Below are 2082 nucleotides of genomic sequence, written 5' to 3'. Positions count from 1 at the left end.
ACGTTGCTCTTGTTGATCGCTTCTTCGGTCGTGACGTCGCGGTCCTGGAAGTTGCCGGAGAGGCGCGCCACGCTGGCCGTACCGGTGTACGGATCGGCCATGACGAGATAAGGCACCTTCTCCTTGAGGGGCAGGAAGAGGAAATAGCCGCCCGCCAGGATCAACGACATCAGGATGGCCGACCACGCGACCATCCATGCGCGACGCTCGCTCTTGCTTGCGCGTTCCGCCAGTGTCAGCTCGAAGCTGACACCATGCGCAACGGCACGGTCGATCTCGGGAGAAGAGGTTTTCTTCTTGAACATGCGCGAGCCGTCGCCGTCAGTCGCCCAGCGACGCAGCGGGCGTCACGTCGGCGGAGGGTAGCGACGCCTGGCTCACGATGATCCGGGGGCGTTCGATCACCACACGAACGCCCTGGTCGGCGTAAGCAGCGGAGAGCGCGGCGGCGGCATCCTCCAGGCTCCCGGTACGGATCTGTGCGACCGGCGCGTGCAGCGTGTAGTCGTTGGGATGCAGGTAGGCGAGCGTAAGGCTGCCGTCCTTCGCCCAGCGGGTGAGCATGGTCTTGAGCGTGCCATCCGCCGGGGAGGCCTGGTAGATGTAAGCCTGCTGCAGCGGGATGGCCTGGGGCGCCTCGGCAAACCGGTTCACCGGGCGCCAGCGCCCGTGGATATCCGCCGCCTGCGGCGTCGCGCACCCCGCGACCAGCACCACGAAACACGACACCATCATCCTGCGGAAAACGACGTTTCGGATCACGAATCCACCTTTCTGCAATCGTCAGCAACCCACTTCCCTTGCGCGCCTCTCGGGAAACGCGTCACGGCACTGAAGAATGTTTCGGGGCGGCAATGCGCGCCAGCATGCGCGGGAATCAGGAATGATCCCGTGCTCATCGCACTGCGCAGGCAACTGTCCTGCGCACTGCCCCCTGTCACCGCATCCATGCGTCGAAGCTCCTTGCATTTCCTTCAAGCGCTTAACGTGCGTCGCACATTGCGGCCGCGCACTGCATCACGCCAGTCGAGCCGAACATAGCCACGGGTTTTTGCGACGTCAACACGAGAAGAAACGTAAACATGTTTATGTCGTTCCAACCCCGCATCGCGTATCGCATCAAAACCCTATAAAACAAGGCACTTGTTGCAATACGATTAAATCGAAACGACAGGTACGATCATGAATGTGAAGATCGATGTGAAAGCAGGAACGACGTCACATCCAATGTGAAATCATTCTTCACTGCGATGAACGCTTGCGTGACGCGATCAATGGATACACGCGAAACTTCAGCTGGATGTAGGAATTTTCCTACACGACTTCGTTGCGCGGCGAAGCACCTTGAACGTAAAACATCTCATGCATCATGCTGATGCGGAGCTAGTCGAGTAACGCGCGCGCTGCAAGGAACGAAATGGAACAGTCGAAGATGGAAGATTTCGTCGCCAACGCCGCCCTGCTGGCGGCGCACCTGACGGACCAGTGCAACAGGGCCGCCAACGCACAGGAGGCGTCCGCGCAGGAGCTCAAGTCGTCCGCGCTCGATGTCAGGAAAGCCTTCGAGGAAGGCACGCGCGAGATGGGTGATCATGCGCGGCGTGCGATGCGGGAAGCGCTGGCCCAGGAGGTTCCCGCGGCCACGCAGAGCATCGACGACACGGTGTCGAGGCTGCGCCAGGCGATCGAGAAGCTCGATCACGAACAGTCGACATTCGCCAGACGTACGCGTTTTCTCGGCGCGCAGTCGGTGGGCGCACTCGCAGCGGCCTGTGTCCTGATGGTCGCGGGCACCGGTTACGTCGCGTGGCACAACGTGAAGCGCTCGGAACAGGCGAAGGTGGATGCGGAGGTCCTGGAGGCGTTGCAGCACGTCACAATCACGTCCTGTGGCGGGCAACCCTGCATCCAGTTGCAGGATGGATTGCCCCGCTGGCAGAAGAACGACCAGTACGTCCTCATCGACACGACCGCAAGGCAGGAAGGCAAGACTGCTGACGGCCGCTGACGCCGCAGGCACATCATCAGGGAACGACCACAGGGGGCAACTTGGGCAGTACACGCGTTGTGATCATCCTGGCG

Annotated in this window: 3 protein-coding genes; 1 reads left to right on the top strand and 2 read right to left on the bottom strand. The window is 61.2% G+C overall.

Features of this window, described 5'->3' with window-relative positions; all coding sequences use genetic code 11:
• Together AC04L7_RS17370 and AC04L7_RS17365 are read right to left on the bottom strand one after the other, a co-directional pair.
• Window positions 1-305 (bottom strand): VirB8/TrbF family protein (locus AC04L7_RS17370; RefSeq protein ID WP_475513527.1); only part of this gene is annotated, 305 nt, incomplete at its 3' end.
• Between the two features lie 16 nt (window positions 306-321).
• Entirely contained in the window at window positions 322-762 is a 441-nt protein-coding gene (locus AC04L7_RS17365) for a hypothetical protein (protein ID WP_435996785.1), read from the bottom strand.
• 655 nt (window positions 763-1417) lie between these two features.
• Here AC04L7_RS17365 and AC04L7_RS17360 point away from each other — a divergent pair.
• On the top strand, window positions 1418-2008 hold the full coding sequence (locus tag AC04L7_RS17360; RefSeq protein ID WP_435996783.1) for a hypothetical protein: 591 nt from the start codon (window positions 1418-1420) through the stop codon (window positions 2006-2008).
• Window positions 2009-2082 lie beyond the last annotated feature (74 nt).

The sequence above is a fragment of the Pseudoxanthomonas sp. LjRoot204_2 genome (genome assembly GCF_056175765.1).
This window is presented reverse-complemented; position numbering and strand designations above follow the sequence as displayed.

Coding starts and splice junctions, on each gene's coding strand:
- AC04L7_RS17360 (WP_435996783.1), top strand. CDS start 1,418: ATGGAACAGTCGAAGATGGAAGATTTCGTCGCCAACGCCGCCCTGCTG.